This window comes from Dysgonomonas sp. HDW5B (assembly GCF_011299335.1).
In the GTDB taxonomy this organism is placed as follows: domain Bacteria; phylum Bacteroidota; class Bacteroidia; order Bacteroidales; family Dysgonomonadaceae; genus Dysgonomonas_A.
Genome location: NZ_CP049858.1, coordinates 1,409,810 through 1,427,386 on the forward strand (window position 1 = coordinate 1,409,810; position 17,577 = coordinate 1,427,386).

At 37.5% G+C, this 17,577-nt stretch carries 11 protein-coding genes; 1 reads left to right on the top strand and 10 read right to left on the bottom strand.

Going from position 1 to position 17,577, the window contains the following annotated elements; translation table 11 throughout:
• The first annotated feature begins 67 nt into the window (after nt 1-67).
• On the top strand, nt 68-1,849 hold the full coding sequence (locus G7051_RS05800) for a hypothetical protein (RefSeq protein ID WP_166199007.1): 1,782 nt from the start codon (nt 68-70) through the stop codon (nt 1,847-1,849).
• A gap of 81 nt (nt 1,850-1,930) precedes the next feature.
• Here the strand turns inward: G7051_RS05800 and thiL are convergent, their stop codons facing one another.
• The 10 genes from thiL to G7051_RS05850 form a co-directional block, all read right to left on the bottom strand.
• Nucleotides 1,931-2,974, bottom strand: a complete 1,044-nt coding sequence (thiL, locus tag G7051_RS05805; protein ID WP_166199008.1) for a thiamine-phosphate kinase — start codon at nt 2,972-2,974, stop codon at nt 1,931-1,933.
• 91 nt (nt 2,975-3,065) lie between these two features.
• The gene (locus G7051_RS05810; RefSeq protein ID WP_166112359.1) at nt 3,066-3,881 is read right to left on the bottom strand and encodes a purine-nucleoside phosphorylase; all 816 of its coding nucleotides are present in this window, start codon (nt 3,879-3,881) and stop codon (nt 3,066-3,068) included.
• Nucleotides 3,862-4,947 carry a tetraacyldisaccharide 4'-kinase gene (lpxK, locus tag G7051_RS05815; RefSeq protein ID WP_166199009.1) on the bottom strand — a complete coding sequence of 362 codons (1,086 nt, stop codon included), beginning with the start codon at nt 4,945-4,947 and terminating at the stop codon, nt 3,862-3,864. Before lpxK ends, G7051_RS05810 begins: the two co-directional genes overlap by 20 nt.
• A 15-nt stretch (nt 4,948-4,962) precedes the next feature.
• Nucleotides 4,963-6,738 carry a signal peptide peptidase SppA gene (sppA, locus tag G7051_RS05820; RefSeq protein ID WP_166199010.1) on the bottom strand — a complete coding sequence of 592 codons (1,776 nt, stop codon included), beginning with the start codon at nt 6,736-6,738 and terminating at the stop codon, nt 4,963-4,965.
• 279 nt (nt 6,739-7,017) lie between these two features.
• Nucleotides 7,018-8,610, bottom strand: a complete 1,593-nt coding sequence (locus tag G7051_RS05825; RefSeq protein WP_166199011.1) for a SusD/RagB family nutrient-binding outer membrane lipoprotein — start codon at nt 8,608-8,610, stop codon at nt 7,018-7,020.
• Between the two features lie 38 nt (nt 8,611-8,648).
• On the bottom strand, nt 8,649-11,831 hold the full coding sequence (locus G7051_RS05830) for a SusC/RagA family TonB-linked outer membrane protein (RefSeq protein WP_255493333.1): 3,183 nt from the start codon (nt 11,829-11,831) through the stop codon (nt 8,649-8,651).
• Nucleotides 11,832-12,319: 488 nt separating this feature from the next.
• The gene (gene trxB, locus G7051_RS05835) at nt 12,320-13,252 is read right to left on the bottom strand and encodes a thioredoxin-disulfide reductase (protein WP_166112374.1); all 933 of its coding nucleotides are present in this window, start codon (nt 13,250-13,252) and stop codon (nt 12,320-12,322) included.
• A gap of 128 nt (nt 13,253-13,380) precedes the next feature.
• A complete protein-coding gene (locus G7051_RS05840) occupies nt 13,381-14,016 on the bottom strand; it encodes a LolA-like putative outer membrane lipoprotein chaperone (RefSeq protein ID WP_166199012.1) in 636 nt (211 codons plus the stop codon).
• Nucleotides 14,017-14,201: 185 nt separating this feature from the next.
• Nucleotides 14,202-14,606: an L-rhamnose mutarotase gene (locus tag G7051_RS05845; protein WP_166202693.1), complete on the bottom strand. Its 405-nt coding sequence runs from the start codon at nt 14,604-14,606 to the stop codon at nt 14,202-14,204.
• Between the two features lie 29 nt (nt 14,607-14,635).
• Complete coding sequence (locus tag G7051_RS05850; protein ID WP_166199013.1) at nt 14,636-17,164, bottom strand: DNA translocase FtsK; 2,529 nt, start codon at nt 17,162-17,164, stop codon at nt 14,636-14,638.
• Nucleotides 17,165-17,577 lie beyond the last annotated feature (413 nt).

Below are 17,577 nucleotides of genomic sequence, written 5' to 3' on the forward strand. Positions count from 1 at the left end.
AAAAACATGTATATTTGTAACAATACCGTTAATATAACACGGAAAACAAAACAATAACTACTGGATTATGGCAGCGATTAAACGCCTATTTTTGCTTCTGATAGCAGCATCATTCTGCATATCGGGATACACTCAGGTTGGAATCAATACAGAAGATCCCGATGTAAAATCTATATTGGAGATCGTAAGCAGCGACAAGGGAATACTTATTCCCCGAATGACCGAGGCACAAAGAGATGCCATCCAGCCAAGCACTCTCAATCAGCAAAGTCTGCTCATATTTAACACTGATGAAGACTGTTTTAATTACTGGCACAAAATAGATCTGGAATGGAAAAGTATTTGCGGGAAAATAGGAAAGGCTAATTTTGAAATTACAAACTGTAACTCAGTAAGCGTATCCGGGCAATATCTTTCCGCAACCGCACTTACGCCTGCCAACTACATTACAGTACCTGTAACAGTTACTAAAGCGGGAACTTATACCATTACAGCTATGCCTGACCCTGCCAATGGCTATTACTTCACAACTTCCGGAGAATTTCTGGCTACAGGAAATTACAACATCATTGTTCCGGCAGCAGGCACCCCGACGACTCCGACTTTAACAGGAAATCCTGGTAATGAAGTGAAAATATCCTTAAATGACGTAATATCGGGATGCTCGGTTTTTATCCCTATCGAGGATTCCAGTATAAAGCCATTATACACTATGACTTGTGGAGCCACTGTTGTTAATGGTGTATACAAAATCAATACTCCCCTTGATGGAACAAATACCATCACGATGACCCTAGCTGTAGACCCAGCCGCTACGGGAGCAAGCTACATCATTACGACCAATACGGTCGATGGAATTAGCTTCTCCGGATCGGGTATCTTAATTGGAGGAACAAATCAGGTTGTAACATTATATGGAACGGGCACACCCAATTCTATGACAAATAAGATCATGACCATTACATCCAATAGTCAATCAAATGTAGCTACATGTTCGGCAACCGTTACAATTGCTTACACTAAGAAAACATTACTAACTATAGGCAATGATCCGAATGGTTTCGGTTACAACTTTAGTGGAACGGCTTACTCTAACAGGCTTATAACTACTGCTACAAATTTTGGAACTTTGGCAAATAGCACAGTTAAATCGGAGGGATTTACTATTATTAATGGAGCGACAAATCCTTCAGACGCTAGTATGCAAACATGGTTACTTGGTGCTGCCCCCGTAGATATTGTAATAATTAGTTATGACAATATCAGTTTAAACACAACACAATCAAACTATTTAGCACAATATTTGGCAAACGGAGGGGTTGTATTGGCTTTTCAGGACAGAACAGATGCATTGGTCAGCCGAAACTTTATACAAGCCGTATTCAGCGACAACTCGATGACTACAAATTATGCCAGTCCCGCCGGAGCTATTTACCGGTTTGTATTTACCAACAACGAAATCTTAAATGGGCCTTTTGGTGACATAAGAGGCTTACAATGGGGCGAAGATGCTTCAACAACGGTACGTGTAAGCGGATTACCGGTAGGAACAGTAACAATTCTCAGTACCGATCAGGATATTTCGGGTAATACAACGGGAACCGGTAGTGCAACAGCATTTATACATAATTCTCTAAATCTGGTATGGGTTGGCGATGGAGGCTTTAATTCCGGCTCAAACATGGCTCCAGCTTCAAATACAATTTGCCCATTCAATCTTAATGCAAGCAACTTCCCTATATCGAAACTTAATTATGGCAGGCTTACCAGATATCCGATCTACAACTCTATTTTCACGGCTAATGCAATAGCGTGGGCCATGAAGAAAGCTCAATTTAAGAATCAATAAATCGAGCAATAACCCCCTAATAAAAAGGAACCAATCTGTACAGATTGGTTCCTTTTTATTTATTTTGACTTTAAGAAAGCTTTATTCTTCACTTAATGAGTTCCATCCTTGAGCCTTTAGCTCAATTTCTGTACTGTCTCTCGTTTCTAAAGCTAACCCTAGAGATTCATTCGTCATATGGCCTATTACATGTAACCCTTTTATCTTAGATACTTTATCGTGCAGATGAAGAGGTACAGTGAATAAAAGTTCATAGTCTTCACCTCCATTAAGTGCAACAGTGGTTACATTTAAGTTAAACTCTTCGGCCATTACAGCGGTCTGGTAATCAAGAGGAAGCCTTTCTTCATAAATTCGGCAACCTGTTTTACTTTGTCTGCATATATGAATAAGTTCCGAAGACAACCCATCGGATATATCCATCATTGAAGTCGGTAAAATATTTTCTTTCGCCAAAGCTTCTATAATATCTTTACGGGCTTCGGGTTTTAATTGTCTTTCAAGCAAATATTCGCGACCCGAAAAGTCAGGTGTAAAATCGCTTTTACCATCAAAAACCGCTTTCTCCCTTTCGAGAAGCTGAAGCCCCATATAGGCAGCACCCAGATCACCCGAAACACAAATAAGATCAGTTTCTTTCGCTCCGTCTCGAGTCACAATCTGACCTTCGACACCTTCACCGATACATGTAATAGATATACATAATCCCGTAAGAGAAGCAGAGGTATCACCTCCCACAATGTCTACCCCATATTGCTCACAGGCAAGTTGAAGTCCTGCATAGAAATCCTCTAAGTCTTCTACAGAAAAACGTTTCGAGACACCTAATGATACGGTTATCTGTTTAGGTTGTCCGTTCATTGCATAGATGTCAGAAAAATTCACCACAGCCGATTTGTAACCGAGGTGTTTCAAGGGTACGTATATCAGATCGAAATGTATTCCCTCGAGCAAAAGATCGGTTGTCACCAATACTTTTTGGTTGGCATTATCCGAATAAGATAGAATTGCCGCATCATCCCCCACTCCCAAAACAGAGCTTGGATGTATCAGTTTTATATTTTCGGTGAGATGCTTGATTAAACCAAACTCTCCCAATGATGCTATTTCTGTACGTTGTGGCATTTAGTAAATAAATGTATTTAATGATCTATTTTTCAGATTATAATTTGCTATGGCTGTTCTACTTACCAAAGCGACAAAAAGGTCTGAAACCTTATTTAAGTCTTTTGATAACTTCCTGTATGATAAATGCCATTTTAGGTTGAGCTATTTTAGCTGCTTCTTGCACTTCTTCATGAGTCACCTCTACAATTTTGCCTATCACTCCCAGATCGGTAATAATAGAGAATGCAAGTACTTTCATTTTTGCATGGTTAGCCACAATTACTTCGGGAACTGTAGACATACCTACAGCATCTCCACCTATTATCCGGAAATAATTGTATTCGGCGGGAGTCTCAAATGTAGGTCCCTGAGTACCTACATACACTCCGTGCTGTAGTTTTATATTGTTCTCCTTTGCAATATCCATTGCTAATCTGCGGAGATCTTTATCATAAGCATTGCTCATATCAGGGAAACGAGTTCCCAATTCGTTGAAATTCTTTCCGTGTAAAGGATGTTCGGGAAATAGGTTGATATGGTCATCAATAAGCATAATATCAGCTATATCGAAGCTTCCGTTCATTCCTCCTGCTGCATTCGAAACAAAAAGATATTTTATATCTAATGCTTGAAATACACGTATAGGGAACGTTACTTCTTTCATCGTATATCCTTCGTAATAATGAAAACGACCTTGCATAGCAATCACCTCATTATCTCCTAATTTTCCGAAAATAAGTTTTCCACTATGGCCTTCTACTGTCGACACAGGAAAATTAGGTATTTCAGTATATGGTATCTCTTTTTTATCGGTAATAGCATTGGCTAGCTCACCTAAACCTGTACCAAGAATAATAGCTGATTGGGGTATATGACCGACTTTGCTCTTGATATAATCGGCGGTTTCACGAATTTTCTCTAACATGATCTACGATTTTATTATTAAATAGTTTTTTATCTTCTTCATTTACAAAGCTCACACGAATAGGCAGATAATATACAATTGACTTGATTTCGTCGTCGACATTATCCATAGACAACAAACGTGCTGCATCTTTTTCTGTAACAATAATTACTTTCTCCTTGTCTCCCATAGAGGCGAGACGAGATTTTATATCTAAAATATCTTTAGAGGTAAACTGATAATGGTCCGGGTATTGTATCGTTTCGGCTTGCTTCACATACCGCTTTACTTTTCTGAAAAAAGGTCGAGGATTTGCTATGCCGGCTACAATAAGGACATCTTTATTCTGCAATTTCTTTAAAGAAAGTTCTTCTTTATTTTCGGCAAAAACAGGAGTCAGCGAACCATATCGAAAAGATGTGTAAAATAAATCCTGATAAGGATATACCTGAATCTCTTTAGCCAACAATCTTAAATCAAGTGGGGTAATACCATCCGGACACTTCGTCACAATAACCACATTGGCTTTCTCTGCGTAATGTACAGGCTCACGTAAACGTCCTGCGGGCAGTAATTTATCTTTAGTCATCAACCGATTATAATCGGTAAGCAGAATAGTAAACGAAGGTTTTACATATCGGTGCTGAAAGGCATCATCCAAGAGAATAACATTCGGCCTTTTATCTTCGGGCAGAGCCAGAAGAGTCTCGATTCCTCGCTGCCTTTCGCTGTCTACGGCAACAATTATTTCCGGAAATTTCCCTTTTATCTGATAAGGCTCATCTCCTATTTGATCTACAGTCGAATCTTTGCCGGCCAATACAAACCCTTTGCTTTTTCGTTTATATCCCCTGCTAAGCACCGCTACACGATAATCCGATTGCAAAAGTTCTATCAAGTATTCAGTATGTGGCGTTTTACCTGTGCCTCCGACAGTTATGTTACCTACACAAATAACGGGTATATCATAACTCTTCTGTTTGAGTATCTTCCAGTCAAACATTTTATTTCGAATAAACACGACAAAGCCATACAGCCACGACAGAGGCAGTAACCACTTTTTTATATGTAGGGTATTTTGAGACATTAATACAATCGCTTTTTATTTCAGCTGCAAATCATAAGGCATCCGCGCCTGTATAAAATCTTGCTCCTTGAGGTCTTTTATATCTTTAATTGTTTTCAGCAAGTAGAAGTCTGTACCGAGATATTCTTTCATGGCACGAGTTGCCAAATCTTCTGTCTGAGTATTGAAGAACGCCTCAAAAGGGCTTGACAGCTTAGGATATTCACGAATAGAATAGTCTGATAAGTTTGCCAAAACAGCGGCTTCTTTAAGAGCATCATCAATATCTCCAAGGGCATCAACTAAGCCTATTTCTAAAGCCTGTTTACCAGTCCACACTCTGCCTTCTGCTATTTTCCCTAAAGCATCTAAAGGAATATTCCGTCCTTCGGAACAACGTTTTAAAAACAACTTGTAACCTCTTTCTATATATTGTTGAAGAATAGCTTTCTCCTGTTCATTCATCGGACGGGTAATATCGCCATAATCCGAAAACTTATTCGTTTTCACATTATCAAAACTTAATCCCACTTTATTTGTCAATCCTTCAACATTCGGAAACATCCCGAAAATACCTATTGAGCCTGTAAGGGTTGTGGGCTGTGCAAATATCTTAGAAGCATTACATGAGATGTAATACCCTCCTGATGCCGCATAATCACCCATCGAAACAACGACCGGCTTCTTGGCTTTAAGCCCCTCGATAGCTTTCCATATTTGCTCCGAAGCATAGGCACTTCCTCCGGGAGAATTTACCCTAAAAACAACTGCCTTTATTTTATCATCGTCTTGTAACTTCTCTATTTCTTTTATAAAATATCGATCATTAATATCCGTCGGTTTACTTCCGCTAACAATAGATCCTTCGGCATACAATATAGCGATCTGATCAGATGATTTCGATTTTTGAGAGTCTGGCACTGTAGCCATATCGGAGACTGTAGCTATGTTTAATTTTTTTGAATTATCAATACCCAATAAACCTTTCAGATACTCTCTGGCCTCGGATTCATACATTAAAGTATCTACTAAATGATTCTTCACATCAAACTCACCCTCCTGAAATGTAGGAAGAGTATCGGTCAATTGATTAAGTCGTTCAACTGTAATACCTCTGGATGCTGAAATATTACCAAGAATGGTTGACCAAATATTATTTATATAAGAACTTACCTGCTCTTTATTGGCAGCGCTCATCTTATCTAAAATAAAAGGCTCTACTGCGGACTTGTATGTCCCGACTTTAAATATTTGCATCTCGATCCCGATCTTATCAAGCAGTCCTTTATAAAAAGTAGGGCTGACCGAAAGTCCCTGCAAATTTAGTGAACCTTGCGGATTCAATATTACCTTATCGGCAACTGTAGACAGAAAATAGCCTCCTTGCGTATAATCATCAGCATAAGCTACAATAAATTTACCACTTTCCTTAAAATCCAATAATTGATTTCTGATCTCAGTCAATGAAGCACTCGAAGCCATAAAATAGCTCGAATTTATATATATACCTTTTATGTCATCATTTGTTTTGGCTTTTTTTATTGCTGACAAAATATCTGTCAAAGCCATTTCCTTCGCCTCTCCCGTATTAAAAATTTCCAATAAAGGATTGGAGACAACTCGGTCTTTCATAACCCCTGTCAGGCGAATCGATAAAACAGAATTATTTTTCAAGACAAACGTCTCCGATGAACTACTTAATAATATTCCTATAAAGCCGAAGAATAACAATGCTACAATCGCACCGATAATAAAGCTACTAATAAGTACTCCCACTATTGAAGCCAGTACATTTTTAAAAAAATCTTTCATGCAAGGAAATAATTAAGTAATTCCGAAAAACAAAGTCTTTTAAACCTATTAAATAATGTGGCAAGAGATAACCCTGTTGTATTGTTCTGGTTCGAGAAGATACCATTTAAACACGATCCATCGGTTCGCACGTCCACAATCTAACAAATATAGATAAAAATATTTTAGATAAATGCTATATTAACCTAAAATAGTATAGTTGAAGATATTCGGATCAATAGAAAAGGATCGAACCATCAACGGCTCGATCCTCCCTAATTGATTGATTAGTTCAAGTAATTATTTGTTTACCGGATGCGGATCCGATGGGGTTCTCACATCCCAAAACATCTTACTGTAGTAATTATTACTTCCATCAGTAAGCTTAGCTACAGCATCTTTAAACCCGGTCGGGTTTAGAGTACTTTCATTCGTTGGATACTTCACTCGGGCAGGTATATCTCCTTTAGTTTCCGATAATGTCGTGAAATCTAAAACTGTACCTCCAACAACATACGAATGTTCGCCCGGTTTCAACAAAGTCGTAGGATACCCTGTACGACGGTATTCAGACCATGCCTCAGTACCATTCATATATAAATGAATATATTTTTGAGTAGCCACTGTTTCTGCATTAACAACCTTACTAACTGTTTGAGTATAGTCGTTTATTATAGAATCATTTATAGCAGTTTTACCCATTACCTTTGTATAAAGCGTATTCCAATATTGTAATGAAGATTTAACCCCTTCTTTATATTCGGGAACTGAAAAACCTTTGTATTCGGAAAGAATAAAGCATATTTCGGAATACGACAGCAAAGAAATAGCAAAATTAGGTTGTACAACCAAAGGCTCATCAGCATAGAAACTAGGTGCTGCATTTCTGATAGCCGATGTCATTTGCGAACTCATTAACCCATAAGGTAATCCTATATACTTTCCTCCACGGGCTGATGTATAGATAGGCAAACGAGGGTCAACAACCCCTTTCCATGGGTGAGTTTTCAAATTCAATGTATCGGCTTGCCCTTTCAACAAATCAACAAATGGCTTGGCAACCGAAAAGTCATTTCTTCCATCTTCGAAAAAGCCTTTGTAAAAGTAACATTGGTTAGGAGCTGATGTCGAATAGTTAAACACTGCATTATCACTATTGCTTGTAAAAACTCCCGCCGATACTGCTTCTGCAATATATGTTTTCCACTTAGGGTCAACTTTTGACAGACGAAGAGCTATTTTACATTTTAATGAATTTCCAAACTTCTTCCAAGCAGTGGCATCCCCATCATAAATCAAATCGCCCTCAGTAAATACTGCTGCATCTTCATTTATCATTGCTGTTGCTTCATCCAATTCTGTAATAAATTGATAATACAAAGTATTCAAATCATCGTACTTAGGATACAGAACGCCTTCCTCTAATTTAAACGCCTCATTATAAGGAATAGAACCCCAGGTATCGGCCATAATCTGCATTAACCAAACTTTCAATATCTTAGCAGCAGCAATCTGATTATTGTTATCTCCATAAGTTGCCATCGCTGTTTTTGTTGCAGGATCGGTATTTAACTTTTCGATATTGTCCAAGTTACCGGCTACACGATATAAATAATTAAAGTAATTATTATTTACACTCTCACGAACCTGATAACGATCTTCCTCGGTGTAGGTGCGTTGTGCCCAATACTGAGAATACAACAAAGCCTGCCTTCCACTAAACCAGTTATCGTAGATATAGTCTAACATACTCTTTTCGGCTCCCGTCATCAACGTAGCCGTTGAAACTGTAGCGGGTTGGTTGGGATCAATATTCAACTCTTCCAGATCTTTACATGAACTAACCGTAAAGACTAAAGCCGCAAATAATAAACCTTTTATAATTGTTTTCATATCTTTCTTCAAATCTTAAATAATTAATACTTGCGGAATTAGAATTGAATTCCGACATTGAAACCAAAGTTTGCCACTGACGGTAAAGCTCCTCCTTCAATACCTTGTATATTCCCGGAACTTGTTGTTGCCATTTCGGGATCAAAGCTCTTGTTGTCCAATCCAAACATGGCAAGGTTACGTCCATAAGCAGAAACCTTCAATGTTTTAATATACTTCGTTGACCGAAGAGGGATATTGTATCCAAGAGTTATTTCTCTCAGTTTAATAAAGTCGCTCTTAAATACACTTTGCGCAGCAGGTCCGCTATTAATTGCTCCCGCCCAGTCTTCGGCCTCCAGACGAGTCGTATTAGGGGTTCCATCAGCGTGTACACCTGCCAACAAAACTCCTCCTCCATCTTCAACAGCATCACGTATTGGATTTCCAAGTTCATTGTTACCCACTGTTCCTTCAAGCATACCTGAATACATACCAAACATATAGGAAGTAGAGAAATATTTTCCTCCAAATTGAGCATCAAACAAAACACTCAGGTCAATACCTTTATAAGAGAAAGTATTTGAAAATCCAACTAGAGCTTTTGGATACACACTACCCAATGGAACATTACCATCAGTAGAAGCATAAGTACCATTTGCATTTATGATCTTATTTCCATTGTCATCATAAACATAATCGGTTCCCATAATAACTCCGTACCTATCTCCCACAAGAGCACCGACTTCGACTTTGAATGGAGCACTAGCCAGTTTGAAATAACCTTCTTTGCTATTTCCTAACAATTCTTTCACCTTATTTCTGTTAGCCGAAAGAGTTCCGATCACAGTCCATTCAAAATCATGTGTTCTTACCGGGACACCTTTTAACATCAATTCAAACCCTTTGTTTACAATAGTACCACCATTGACCACCATCGATGTATAACCGGTTGCTCCAGACAATGATAACGGAATGATCTGGTCTTGTGTTTCAGAGTTATAGTATGTAAAATCAACTCCTAAACGGTTTTTAAACATATTCAGCTCCAATCCAAATTCTACAGAGTATGTAGATTCGGGTTTAAGATCCATGCTATTCTTTTTATACGGTAAAGTATAAGCGTGAGAACCATCAAAAGATGTATAGAATCTATACGCATCATATACATTATAAGGATCTGTATCGCTACCTACTTTAGCCCAACCTAAACGAAGTTTACCCAAATCCAACCACTCTTTTTTCAACAATTCCGAGAATAGAAAGCTACCTGTAACCGAAGGATACAGATATGAGTTGTTACCTTTAGGAAGAGTCGAAGACCAGTCGTTACGTAAAGTAGCATCCACAAAGGCAAAACCTTTATAGCCAAAAGATGCGCTTGCAAACACACTGTTTATCGATTTCTGACTTAAGAAGTTAGTAGAAGTAGCAGGGCTTTTAGAATTATCCAAGTTATAAAACTCAGGCAATACTAGCCCACCAACACTTTTTCCGATCAGCCTGGTATATTTGCGATACATAATATTACCTCCGGCATTAGCATCCAAAGTCATATCTTCATTTAATCTTTTCGAGTACATCAGTAAAAACTCATGATTTATTTCATGTTGTTGTCTGTGAGTCTCTTGATAGGAAGATAGCTCTTGAGAATACACTGCATTTCTCTCGTATTGTTTATCGCTAAAAAAGTCTAGATTAGCTTTATACTGTGCTTTCAAGTTAGGTAGTATATTTATTTTGATACCGACATTACCATATAAACGATCACGCGTATCATTCTGATAGTTCATATAACGTGACCAATAGGGGTTATTAGAGTATTGTAGTGTCGGATCATCCCATCCCCCCCTATTCCATCCGGCTTGAGTTCCATCAGGGAATCGGTAAAGATCTTTCAGTTCTTTCATATCCAACTGACGTTGTCCCCATTGGATAAATTTCTGCATTACATTATTATCTCCATAACCGGTATCAGGACGTCCTTTGGCTGCCTGATTCAAATAAGTTACATTCGTAAATAATTCGTAGTATTTACTGGCATTAATACTTCCGGCCACATTGAAGCTATTTTTATCCAAACTACTGTTAGGCATATATCCGCTCAATGTCATATTGGTATACGAAACCCGAAGGCTTGTTTTATCTGTCGATTGAGATAAGCTAATATTGTTGGTCAAAGACATTCCTGTTTCAAAAAAATCTTTAATATCATGCTTTGGAGTCACCCATGCCGATGTTGTTGGATCTCCGACTTTACCTCCGGCTTCCCATTTAGCCACATCATACCACGAAAGATATTGTATGCTAGGATCGTACTTAGGCCCCCAACTTTCATCAATACTATAATCAGGCACTAAATAAGTCTTTCCATTAATCAGAGTAGGAGTTAGTTCATAACCTCCACCATATTGCTTTTGCATTTTAGGTAGTTTATTTACAACCTCAAATCCAACAGAAGAATTGACTGTTACACCTAAACCTTGGTTTTTTTCGCCTTTTTTTGTGGTAATCATAATCACACCATTAGCAGCACGAGATCCGTACAAAGCCGAAGCATTAGGTCCTTTTAATACCGAAATATTAGCTACATCATCAGGGTTTATATCCTGAATTAAGTTACCATAATCATAACCTCCTGCACCACGCTGAGTGTCGGTACTATTAAAGTCTGTTCCTTCGATCGGAACCCCGTCTATTACAAACAAAGGCTGATTGTTTCCAGAAAGAGACTTGATACCACGAAGTAATACCTTTGTAGAACCTCCCATATTACCTGTAGCTCCGGTTATTTGAAGACCGGCAACTTTTCCGGCCAAACCATTAATAGGGTTAGCTACTCCACCCCGAGACTTAATCAATTCGTCGGCTTTTACATCAGCTACAGCATATCCCAATGCTTTTTTCTCTCGGGAAATACCCATTGCTGTTACGACAACTTCATCCATTACTTTAGAATCATCTTCGAGTGTGATTCGCAAATCGGTTCCAACAGGAACCTCTTTTGCTTTCATCCCGATCAAAGACACTACTAATGTTTTTCTATCAGATGGGATATTCAATGAGAACTTACCATCAACATCGGTAACTGTACCAACCATACTTCCTTTAGCCACCACTGAAGCCCCTATTACAGCTTCGCCAGTGTCATCTATGACTACACCAGACACTCGCGTAGTTTGAGCTAGAGATAACCCCACGCTTGCCACTATACAAGCAAAAATCATCATTAATCTTCTCATAAATACCTCTTTTATTAAACTCAATTTGATAAAAAAACTTAAACTATAACTAAAACAACTTTAAATAATATATCGCAAATGTATTAAGATATTTTATATATCAAAACATATATCCACAAAATATCAACTTTAAATATCAATTGTAAATAATTTTCATCTATAAAAAATCAAATAAAAACAAAATACAACAAATTGAAAACCATATGAAATAACCAAATTAAAATATAAGAAGATCTGAAGGAAACAAAACATCAACATATTTTGTAGAAAATATGTTAACCATCGATATTTAGCATACAAAATATCAAAACCAATATTATTTCAAGAAAAGAGAATAGTAAAGATTATACAATTAGAAAAAAGTAATTATGAAAGAAAAAAATAATATAAATAACAAAATGAACCTTTTGACATCTTTTACCCTTAAATAAAGACAAAAAAAGGGAGCTGACTAAAGTCAGCTCCCTTTTTAACGATATATAATACTTTTAATCTGCTAAATACCTTTCAGCTTCTATTGCAGCCTGACAGCCTGTTCCTGCAGCCGTAACAGCCTGACGATAAACCGGGTCTGCCACATCACCTGCAGCAAATACTCCGGGAATATTAGTTTTCGGACTATCAGGTATTCTTTTTATATAACCTGTTTCGTCTAAATCTAATTGACCGGCAAAAATATCAGTATTAGGCTTATGTCCAATTGCGAGGAAGAAACCATCAATATTAATATCAAATTTTTCTTCATTGGCCTCACCCAAATGCTTTACCAGATGGGCTCCCTCAACTCCATTCTCACCAAAAAGACCTAATGTGTTTGTATTAAACAAAATTTCAATCTTTTCATTTTTCATCACCCGATCCTGCATCACCTTAGATGCTCTAAGCTGAGGTTTGCGGACAATAAGATACACTTTACTAGCTAATCCTGACAAATAGATTGCCTCTTCACAGGCAGTATCTCCACCACCTACTACTCCTACAACTTTCTTGCGATAGAAGAATCCATCACAGGTAGCACAGGCTGAAACACCCATTCCTGCATATTTAGCCTCATCGGGTATACCTAAATATTTTGCGGTTGCTCCCGTCGATATAATTACCGTATCTGCTTCAATTTCGGTTTTACCATCTACAGTAATTTTTTTAGGTGTTGATTTCAAATCAGCAGCAGTGACTATTCCTGTACGAATATCGGCTCCGTAACGAGATGCCTGCTTTTTTAAGTCATCCATCAATTCAGTTCCGGTAACACCCTCAGGGTATCCCGGAAAATTCTCAATTTCAGTAGTAGTCGTTAATTGACCTCCGGGCTGTATACCCTCATACAATACAGGAGCGAGATTTGCTCTCGAAGCATAAATCGCAGCAGTATACCCTGCTGGTCCCGACCCTATAATAAGACAACGTACTCTTTCACTCATAACAGTTATATTTTTATTTGATAATTTCAATATTAAAAACAAAGATATAGATAAATACTATCAAACAAAAGACTAATCATTTCTTATTTTCTATAGAAACATAGGCTAAATCTATATCATTTTATAGGTTAACGCAGATCGATAACCTCAACTCCCGGATATTCTTTTTTATTAAAAATAAATATATTGTCCGCCAAATTCACCCCTGTCTGAATCTTATTTATTATCAAATGATTATCCACACCGTCTTTCCCGTATGTGCTCACAGAAGTAAATATATTGGTTGCCTTATCTATGGTAACAATCATTTTTGAAAATTCTGTCTTTTTACCCAAAGGAATCAGCTCAACAATATATACAGTCTTAGCCTTCTCCTTCTTTTCCCCTTTATAATTTAGCTTAAATCCGGCGTTGTATAAGCTAAGCAAAACTGACGGACTAACTCCTGCCAACTCTTCTCCTGTAGGGTTACTGACATTCACCTCATCACTTCCTTTGGCGTATACCCATTGAGTCTTACCATCGAACCATGTAATTCCATCGGGTACATCTATCTTAAACTTATTTCCTTTAAGGTATGCTTTTCCATCTTGACTATAGACCGTCTTTCCTTTTACATCTTCAGTGTTAACCGTAAAAGACGCAGTAATACCACCCGCCTTATTATAAGCCAGATTTGCCTTATCTAATATATCTTTAGCATTTTGAGCACTTAAACCAAAAACACATAAAAGGAAAACAAGTATTGATATATTTTTTTTCATAATAATCTGTATATTTCTTTAATTAGACTAGTCTTGAAACGAAAAGTTTAATCGTATATTAAGTGAAATAATATATTTAATGAACGTTTAAAAAGTGTAGCTACAACTAACTATCATTTCCCCCTTGCAGAATCGACAAGTAGTTCCGCAAACCCACTTTCGCTTCAGACATTCAAATTTATCATTTATTTTACCTTTAGGCAATCTTCTAAAGAAAAAATTCGCTCCATCAATTGCCACTTCTCATCTGATCTACCGCCAGTCTCTACATCTTGAAATTGCGACATAAATTCCTCCCATTCAGCCTGTCGGTCATAAGATGCCAATCGACCAAATGCCTCATCCCAATTAAAATCCAACGGCGTTTCAACAATCATCACCTCTATATTGCCAATCAGATAAATCTCCATATCTAAAATCCCGGACTTTCTTATCCCCTCGGGAATTTCCGGCCATATATTTTGACTTTCATGCCAATACTTATACTGCTCGACTTTATCTCCGTCTAATTTTAATTTCAAAAACTGACAATAACGTTTCGTCTGAGTCGAATAAGACTCTCTTATATATCCCGATTTAAGATTTTCCATCAGCTGCCTTTTCATATTTTAATAACCTATCAGATAGAACTCAATTTTTGCTCGAGACTATACTCATCCATAATCAGGACTTCACGAGGTTTGCTACCCTGAGTTCCACCAACAATTCCGGCCGCTTCCAGTTGATCCATCAATCGTCCCGCACGATTATACCCTATAGAAAATTTACGTTGAATAAGCGATGTCGATCCCTGCTGATGTACAACAATCAAGCGAGCAGCTTCTTCAAACAAAGGATCTTTATCACTCAAATCAACAGAGCCAACTTTATCATCACCGCCTCCGTCACCCACAAATTCGGGCAACTCGAACGCATGAGAATACCCCTGCTGCTTTCCTATATATTGTGTTATTTCCTCCACTTCGGGAGTATCCACAAAAGCACATTGAATACGCACTAAATCACTCCCTTGCGAGAACAGCATATCTCCCCGACCAATCAATTGATTTGCTCCCGACATATCTAATATGGTACGGGAATCTATTTGAGATGTTACCCGGAAAGCCATACGTGCAGGGAAGTTCGCTTTGATTGTTCCAGTTATAATATTGGTTGTAGGGCGTTGAGTAGCAATGATCATATGCATACCCACTGCACGAGCCTTTTGGGCAATACGTGCAATAGGCATCTCAATTTCTTTACCTGCGGTCATTATCAAGTCTCCAAACTCATCTATAATAACTACGATATAGGGAAGAAAACGATGCCCTTTTGCAGGACTCAATCTACGCTTTCTGAACTTCTCGTTATATTCTTTAATAGTTCTAACACTAGCAGCCATCAACAACTCATACCTATCATCCATCTCTTTTGTCAGAGAATTCAAAGTTTGAGTTACCTTACTTACATCTGTAATAATAGCTTTCTCTGCATCAGGCAGCTTTGCCAGATAATGCTTCTCAATAGTAGAGTAAATATTAAACTCAACCATTTTAGGGTCTACCAATACCATTTTCATTTCTGCCGGATGCTTTTTATACAAAAGCGATGTGATAATTGCATTTAATCCTACAGATTTTCCTTGACCCGTTGCCCCTGCAACTAACAGGTGAGGCATTTTACAGAGGTCAAACATGAAAATTTCATTGGTGATAGTTTTACCCAAAGCTACGGGCAAATCGTAATTACATTCCTGAAAACGCTTCGAAGCAATAACCGATTGCATAGATACAATCTGAGGATCTTTGTTGGGTACCTCAATTCCAATCGTACCTTTACCTGGCATAGGCGCAATAATACGAATGCCCAAAGCTGATAAACTAAGAGCAATATCATCTTCCAGATTTCGAATTTTAGAAATACGAACCCCCGCCTGCGGTACAATTTCATAAAGAGTAATAGTGGGACCTACCGTTGCTTTTATCGAAGTTATTTCGATACCATAATTTCGAAGGGTATTTATAATCTTATCCTTATTGGCTTTTTGCTCAGCCATATCAACACCTTTCCCTGTATTGTCATAAACTTTTAATAAGTCAGAAGAAGGAAAGTGAAAATTAGATAGATCTTTTGTTGGATCGTAATCCTCCATCTCGTCCACATCCGAAGCCGTAAGCTCCCGTTCTTCCGGGTTTATGGCAGACTGCAATGGAGTCGGAGATGGGTTTCTTTTTTCTTGATACGCTTCCTCCTGTGGAATAACCACCTCAAAATCATCTTCTACATCAATAGACCGCGAAGGCTTATTAATTACAGGCTTAGTCCTAATTGGCTCATTATACACTTGAGTAACTGGCTCCGGCTGTAGTTCATTATTTACAGGAAGCAGATTATCATTTAATAAATTACCCTCATCAGTGTCTGTTTCTTTTTTCTTTCTTCTAAACCAATTAAATATTTTACTCAAGACTGAGTTCTTTTCTATAATTTCATTATCCTCTTCCTCCTCTTCCAAATCGACATCAGTATCATCATATTTAGGTTCCCCATTAGAACCGGGAAAGAGGTTTTTGAAAAAGCCGACTGAGGTTTGCTTCGTTATTATAATAAATACTACAAGTAACAATATAATAATCAATGTAACACCAATACCTCCTAAAGCCGTTTCGAGCAATTGCTCCAATACCGAACCATGGCTTCCACCCCAAATTATATGACTATTCGGAAAAATCTTAGTCAAAACAAACGAACTGAAAATCGATCCCCAAATTAAAATAAAGGAACATAGAATAAATGCTCGAAGAATTGAAATTGTTTTTATTCCAATTAAACGAACCCCTATCAATCCAATAAAAATCGGTATCACAATAGAGAATACTCCACAGTATTTATTGATAAGAGCTTCTGCAACAAAAGCCCCTCCTACTCCAGTCCAATTACTTATATCTTGCTTATGGATTATCAGATCCAGAAAATATTTATTGGCAACTTTACTTTGATCGGCTGCACCGGTAAAGAAAAAAGAAATCATCCCAATAAGCATAAATAATGCAATAAAGATCACACAAACCCCAATAAGGAAGTGTCCTCTTTCGCTACGCAGAAAACGAAGCACACTGGATGCCGTTTTCTCACTCTTTTTTTTCTTTTTACTCTTTTTAGCAGGCATATACAATTCTTAAATTAGAAACAAAGATACATTTTTTCATTGTAGAATCAATATACATCAATCGGACTGTATTTGATAAAAAAAATGAATTATACAATTGCTTAATAATTCCTCACAAGTCCCTCATTTTCTATGTTTAATAACATACCTAGCAGAAGAAACGGCACAAACGAAGCATCTAAAAATAACCTAACGCACTCTAGAACAATACAATAAATCACAAATATTAACATTCGAAACTCAATTCGAGCCTGAATGTTAATTAACAATTCTTTTTTTGTAAAAGATCATAAGGTACATAGATTTGTTGCAAAGAAATTAAATAGTAGTTAAATAACTCAATAATACCAAGGATTAAACAACCACTATATTACTATAAAACAACATTTTAAACAATACTAAAATAATCTTTG

Bases quoted from the DNA above. Each gene is read 5' to 3' on its own strand.
- G7051_RS05800 (WP_166199007.1), top strand. From the start codon at position 68: ATGGCAGCGATTAAACGCCTATTTTTGCTTCTGATAGCAGCATCATTC.
- thiL (WP_166199008.1), bottom strand. From the start codon at position 2,974: ATGCCACAACGTACAGAAATAGCATCATTGGGAGAGTTTGGTTTAATC.
- G7051_RS05810 (WP_166112359.1), bottom strand. From the start codon at position 3,881: ATGTTAGAGAAAATTCGTGAAACCGCCGATTATATCAAGAGCAAAGTC.
- lpxK (WP_166199009.1), bottom strand. From the start codon at position 4,947: ATGTCTCAAAATACCCTACATATAAAAAAGTGGTTACTGCCTCTGTCG.
- sppA (WP_166199010.1), bottom strand. From the start codon at position 6,738: ATGAAAGATTTTTTTAAAAATGTACTGGCTTCAATAGTGGGAGTACTT.
- G7051_RS05825 (WP_166199011.1), bottom strand. From the start codon at position 8,610: ATGAAAACAATTATAAAAGGTTTATTATTTGCGGCTTTAGTCTTTACG.
- G7051_RS05830 (WP_255493333.1), bottom strand. From the start codon at position 11,831: ATGAGAAGATTAATGATGATTTTTGCTTGTATAGTGGCAAGCGTGGGG.
- trxB (WP_166112374.1), bottom strand. From the start codon at position 13,252: ATGAGTGAAAGAGTACGTTGTCTTATTATAGGGTCGGGACCAGCAGGG.
- G7051_RS05840 (WP_166199012.1), bottom strand. From the start codon at position 14,016: ATGAAAAAAAATATATCAATACTTGTTTTCCTTTTATGTGTTTTTGGT.
- G7051_RS05845 (WP_166202693.1), bottom strand. From the start codon at position 14,606: ATGGAAAATCTTAAATCGGGATATATAAGAGAGTCTTATTCGACTCAG.
- G7051_RS05850 (WP_166199013.1), bottom strand. From the start codon at position 17,164: ATGCCTGCTAAAAAGAGTAAAAAGAAAAAAAAGAGTGAGAAAACGGCA.